The following is a 635-nucleotide window of genomic DNA, read 5'->3' as shown; positions in this document are numbered from 1 at the left end:
GTCCACGACGTCGAGCGACGGGACGACCGTGCGCCGGGCGGCCGGGGTGATCGGGCCCACCGAGGGCACCGCGACGACCTGGCAGCCGGCGGCCTCGGCGGCGGTGACGCCGGTGACCGTGTCCTCGACGACCGCGCAGCGCACGGGGTCGGCGCCGAGTCCGACGGCCGCCGCGAGGTAGGGATCGGGGTGCGGCTTGGTACGCGGCACCTCGTCACCGGCGACGGACAGGGCGAAGTACTCGGCGCCCAGGACGGGCAGCACCCGGTCGATGATGCGCCGGTGGGAGGCGGAGACGAGCGCCGTCGGGATCTCGTGCTCGGCCAGCTCGTCGAGCAGGCGCGCGGCGCCCGGCATCAGCGGCAGGGTGTGGTCGATGCGGCTCTCGAAGGCGTCGTTGAGCAGGACCGTGAGCTCGTCGAGGCCGATGTCGGCCCCGGTCGCCTCGATCAGGAATCCCGCGCTGCGGGTCATGGGACCGCCGACCACCACATGGCGCCAGGCGTCGTCGAGGGTGTGGCCGAGGGAGCTGAAGACCTCCACCTCGACGTCCCACCAGAAGCCCTCGGTGTCCACCAGGGTGCCGTCCATGTCGAGGAGCACGGCCTGGAGGGCCGAGCCTTGGGCCGTCAGGG

The 635-nt window shown here is 73.5% G+C and carries 1 protein-coding gene; it reads right to left on the bottom strand.

Features of this window, described 5'->3' with window-relative positions; all coding sequences use genetic code 11:
* Positions 1 to 633: HAD family phosphatase (locus LPA54_RS34845; RefSeq protein ID WP_228984622.1), on the bottom strand; the 633-nt coding region annotated here is incomplete at its 3' end.
* Positions 634 to 635: the final 2 nt, after the last annotated feature.

The sequence above is a fragment of the Streptomyces sp. DH12 genome, assembly GCF_020873895.1.
In the GTDB taxonomy this organism is placed as follows: Bacteria; Actinomycetota; Actinomycetes; order Streptomycetales; family Streptomycetaceae; genus Streptomyces.
Note: the sequence above shows the minus strand (reverse complement) of the source record. Positions and strands in the feature narration are given on the sequence as shown.